The 4,361-nt window shown below is 29.4% G+C and carries 7 protein-coding genes; 6 read left to right on the plus strand and 1 reads right to left on the minus strand.

Translation table 11 applies throughout. The annotated features are described in order from the left end of the window. From HMPREF1551_RS13875 to HMPREF1551_RS14480, 5 genes are all read left to right on the plus strand, one after another. A partial coding sequence (locus HMPREF1551_RS13875) for a hypothetical protein (RefSeq protein ID WP_021627845.1) occupies positions 1-329 on the plus strand: 329 nt, incomplete at its 5' end. Positions 330-449: 120 nt separating this feature from the next. Next, on the plus strand, positions 450-812 hold the full coding sequence (locus HMPREF1551_RS04405; protein ID WP_021627847.1) for a hypothetical protein: 363 nt from the start codon (positions 450-452) through the stop codon (positions 810-812). 97 nt (positions 813-909) lie between these two features. Continuing rightward, on the plus strand, positions 910-1,635 hold the full coding sequence (locus HMPREF1551_RS04410) for an ADP-ribosyltransferase (RefSeq protein WP_021627848.1): 726 nt from the start codon (positions 910-912) through the stop codon (positions 1,633-1,635). A 1-nt stretch (position 1,636) separates the two neighbouring features. Then, complete coding sequence (locus HMPREF1551_RS04415) at positions 1,637-1,900, plus strand: hypothetical protein (RefSeq protein ID WP_021627849.1); 264 nt, start codon at positions 1,637-1,639, stop codon at positions 1,898-1,900. A 230-nt stretch (positions 1,901-2,130) separates the two neighbouring features. Next, positions 2,131-2,331 carry a hypothetical protein gene (locus HMPREF1551_RS14480; RefSeq protein ID WP_410492498.1) on the plus strand — a complete coding sequence of 67 codons (201 nt, stop codon included), beginning with the start codon at positions 2,131-2,133 and terminating at the stop codon, positions 2,329-2,331. Between the two features lie 125 nt (positions 2,332-2,456). Here the strand turns inward: HMPREF1551_RS14480 and HMPREF1551_RS04420 are convergent, their stop codons facing one another. Beyond that, positions 2,457-3,659 (minus strand): IS256 family transposase, encoded by a 1,203-nt coding sequence (locus tag HMPREF1551_RS04420; protein WP_021627850.1) that lies wholly within the window; start codon positions 3,657-3,659, stop codon positions 2,457-2,459. A gap of 337 nt (positions 3,660-3,996) precedes the next feature. Here HMPREF1551_RS04420 and HMPREF1551_RS04425 point away from each other — a divergent pair, with 337 nt between their 5' ends. Beyond that, positions 3,997-4,293, plus strand: a complete 297-nt coding sequence (locus tag HMPREF1551_RS04425; protein ID WP_034544301.1) for a hypothetical protein — start codon at positions 3,997-3,999, stop codon at positions 4,291-4,293. Positions 4,294-4,361: the final 68 nt, after the last annotated feature.

The following is a 4,361-nucleotide window of genomic DNA, read 5'->3' on the forward strand; positions in this document are numbered from 1 at the left end:
TAAGCAAGAATTTTAAGAAAGTATGGGGAAAAGGAATAAAAAGCAAAGTATCTACCATCATAAATAAAAGAAATGAGATAGAGGAATTATTAGACGAAAAACTCATTCAAGAACTTAAAGATAAAGGTGTAAAATTTACGGAAGAAGATTTGATATGGGTGTTTAAAAATAAGGAAGATAAAATTATTTTTCTAGAGAAAGGGAATGCAAAAGCTGGTTTACAGCATATTCTTGAAAAGCATAAAGAAGAATTTCTGAATAAAGGAATTAATGAGAGTGAAATACCTAATATTTATTATGGAGGGGCTGAAAAATGGAGAAATTATTGACTATCAAGGAACTAGAGCTATTTATGAATTTATATACAAAGATAATAAATATAGAACAGCTATAGAGGTTAGTAGTAATGGATTTGTAGTTAGTGCTAACATGAAATCATTAAAGTAATTATGAAAAAAATAAGATATTTTTTTGAATACAAATGTTCTCCTATATGGATATATGATGACAATATGGAAGTTGATAACATAGATATTACTGAACTTCCTATTAATACCTATTTAAAAGAAGAGATTATAGAATTAGATAGGTTATATCAAGAGACGTATAATGATGATTATCCCGCAGAATCTTTACATAATGATAAGATTAGAAACTATATTTTTACGAAAAGAGCTATTGAATCTGCTAAGTTATTGAAAAAAGAATTAGGAGAAAATTTTAGTTTTTTTTATTATTTAATTGATATGGAATGTTTATTTGAAGAAAGTAAGAAATTAGAGCTAGAAATTTTTGGTTTAAATAAAATCTAAGTAAATTTCTAAAGTCTCTCTTTGATAGAATTACCAGCAGTATGTAGCTTATTATGACACGAACTCTGCCTTTTTCTTAGGCTTTCAATATCTTAAGATGTATGGAGATTTGCTGGATATAGCCGTAGCTAATAAAGCAATCAATGAATCACAACGCATTCTAAGCAAGAATTTTAAGAAAGTATGGGGAAAAGGGATTGGAAATGTAGGAAAAGTAACTAAAATACAGATAAATGAGGATCTTAAGAAGTTACTATCCAATGAAGACTATAGGAAAATATATAATGATTTTGTAACTGGAAAGGTCGCAAGAAAATTTACTAAGGAGCTTTCGTTAGAGGAAGAAGCTGTATTGAGATTTTATACAACCAAAGAGGGATATAAGAATTTTAATAGAGCTCTAAGAGGTGAAATACCTATCACTGATTTTTATCTCTCTCAAAAAAACTTAATGAACCAAGCGTTGAAAAAGTTACCAACATCTAATCATAATAATAGTCTTTTATATAGAATTGAAGATTTATCTGAAGATAAAATTTCAAAATTATATGTTCAAGGTTCCTTAATAAAAACAAAAGGATTTACTTCTGCAACATATTCAGAAGATGCTATTATTGAAGCTATGAGGAATAGACCTTATACTGTCTTAATAAGAATAGAAGGGAGGGAAGGAAAATTAATAGAAGAGCTTTCAACATTACCATCTGAAAAAGAAATATTATTTAAGTCTGAGACGATATTTAAAGTGGAAAAAGTAGGTTTTTCTCCTAATCCAGAAGATTACATGATTCCTATAAAAACAATTTGGTTAAAAGAATTATAATATGAAAGATTATCAAAAAGAACTTCTTTTATTAAAAGAGCGAAAAGACCAACTTATGAAAACAATTAATAGTCACTCATTTTCAAGTGAAAAAGAGTATAATCTTTTTGTAAAGGAAAATATAAATATGTTTGTTGAATTAATAAAGATAACTAAGGAAATAAAAAATATTCAATGGAAACTTATGAATGATATAGAGAAACAAAATTATTTGGATTATTTGAAAGAATTAAAAGAAAAATTTAATGAAACAGAATTTTATTAAATTTAGGGTGCACTAATTTTATAGAGAAGAATTATTGTTAGAATCGACAATAAGATTAAATACACTAATCCTGCAGAGAAGATATCGAAATGGACTGAACAGAAGGTCAAGAACATTAGAAAATGCTATTTAAGCAACAAAAAGATTAAACAATACTAACATCATCAGAAAGAGATATTGCAATAAAGTTTCTTACAAAAAATAATTTAAAGACACAAGAAGCTTCATTAATTATTGTAAAGGGCAAAAAAGGAAAATTAATAAGAGAGTATTCTGATGCTCCTCTTGAATCTGAAATACTTTTCAAAAATGGTAGTAAATTCAAATTAGAAAAAGTAGAAGAATCCAAATTATTAAATCCTTTTCAACATCAATGGGAATATGATCCTGCTATATATGGAAAAGAATATACAATAATAGAAATTGATTAAATATGAAAATAAGTGATTTAGAAACAATAATACACACATATAGTACACAATATATAAATACAGAAGAATTAATGTATGACACTATCCCTCAAAGTGTGTAAGTTTCCAAAATCAAGAGTTGTTTTTTAGGCCTTTAATTTAGGAGCAAAGATAAGCATAAATTGGTTTAGAACAATACCCCAGTTAGCAATAGGCTTAGACCATCTCTTAGTTGCCTCTCTAATAGCAAGAAAGACAGATTTTTGAACCGCCTCATCTGTAGGGAAAGACAACTTATTTTTAGTGTATTTGCGTATCTTTCCGTTTAGATTTTCAATGATATTGGTTGTATAGATAATTTTACGTATCTCAACAGGAAAATCGTAAAAAACAGTCAGATTATCCCAGTTATCACGCCAAGATTTAATGGCATAACCATATTTGTTTTCCCACTTTTGGGCGAAGTCTTCTAAAGCTGCCTTGGCAGCAGATTCATTAGGAGCGGTATAAATATGTTTCATGTCTGCTGTAAAGTCTTTTCTGTCCTTGTAAGACACATATTTACAAGCATTTCTAATCTGATGGACTATACAGATTTGAGTCTTGGATTTAGGGAAAACAGCATTAATAGTCTCTGTAAAACCATTAAGGTTGTCTGTAGCTGTGATAAAGATATCCTGTACACCACGAGCTTTTAAATCGGTGAGAACAGTCATCCAGAAGCTAGCAGATTCATTTTTACCTAACCACATACCAAGGACTTCTTTAAAACCCTCTTTATTGAGACCTATGGCAAGGTAAATAGTCTTATTGATGACCTTAGATCCCTCACGAACCTTGAAGACAATACTATCCATCCAAACCACTAAGTATTGTTCTTCTAAAGGACGATTTTGCCAGGCTATAACCTCATTGGAGATGGCTTCTGTAATTCGAGAAATGGTGGAAGTTGAGACATCAAAACCATATAGATCACGGACTTGCTCCTCTATATCACTAACGCTCATTCCTTTAGCATATAGAGATATTATGATATTCTCTAAGCCATCGATGATGTTTTTCCTTTTAGGGACGAGTTTAGGTTCAAAGCTACCCTCTCTATCACGAGGGACTTTGATTTCTTCCTCCCCATAAGAAGTTTTTATTTTTTTGGAGATGTATCCATTACAATAATTTCCATCTTTGGTTCTTTGGTGTTTTTCAGTATCCAAATGGGTATCAAGTTCCGCCTCAAGCATTTGCTCAACAGCTCTTTTATGCAACTTCTTGAAAAAAGATTCAAGATCTGTCGCATTTTTGAAGGATTTGAAAAAATCCTTGTCATTTAGAATTTGTTCTGTATCGATCATAATATATGTAAATTACAAAGTTAATACTTTTTTCAAAGTCTGATTAAAAATATTTGGGCTAGCCCAAATATTTTTAATCAGACTTTGGGAACTTACACACTTTATGAGATACTACCTGATTATAAGGTAATGGGTAATGTTTCAGATATGTTGTTATAGTCAATCATATTTAGAATGCGAATAAATAAGGCAAGGGATTCATTCCTAATTTACTCTCTTTCAAGGGCTAATTGCCATTAGCCCCTACACCTACTCATGCATTGGGATACGAGCTGCAAGCTCGCACCAGCGAGGGAAAATCAATCAAATGAACAACTTTTTATTTTTGAATTACAAAATGAAAGATATTACAATAGAAAATTTTTTAAAAAATCTAAAGAATACATTAGACACCTCACAGGTAGAAGTCATAGATCTATGGGAAGCTGATACATGTGCTATAGGAATTAAGAAAGAGGATAAATTAGTATATATATCTACTTATAATTATTGTCAAAATAAGATTATTAGCTATGATTTTGATTTTGAAATAATCAATGAAAATAAATTAGAAGTAATAAAAGAAAGAAGAAATATAACAGAAAAAGAATTGCTAAATGAAATAAAGTTTTTTTTAGATTTAAGAAAATGCTAATATAGGTAATGTATCAGATGTGTTATTAAAATCCCAACAACTTACTAATCAACACAATACAAAAAGAA

The sequence above is a fragment of the Capnocytophaga sp. oral taxon 863 str. F0517 genome (genome assembly GCF_000466425.1).
In the GTDB taxonomy this organism is placed as follows: Bacteria; Bacteroidota; Bacteroidia; order Flavobacteriales; family Flavobacteriaceae; genus Capnocytophaga.

Coding starts and splice junctions, on each gene's coding strand:
- HMPREF1551_RS04420 (WP_021627850.1), bottom strand. CDS start 3,659: ATGATCGATACAGAACAAATTCTAAATGACAAGGATTTTTTCAAATCC.
- HMPREF1551_RS04405 (WP_021627847.1), top strand. CDS start 450: ATGAAAAAAATAAGATATTTTTTTGAATACAAATGTTCTCCTATATGG.
- HMPREF1551_RS04415 (WP_021627849.1), top strand. CDS start 1,637: ATGAAAGATTATCAAAAAGAACTTCTTTTATTAAAAGAGCGAAAAGAC.
- HMPREF1551_RS04410 (WP_021627848.1), top strand. CDS start 910: ATGTATGGAGATTTGCTGGATATAGCCGTAGCTAATAAAGCAATCAAT.
- HMPREF1551_RS04425 (WP_034544301.1), top strand. CDS start 3,997: ATGAAAGATATTACAATAGAAAATTTTTTAAAAAATCTAAAGAATACA.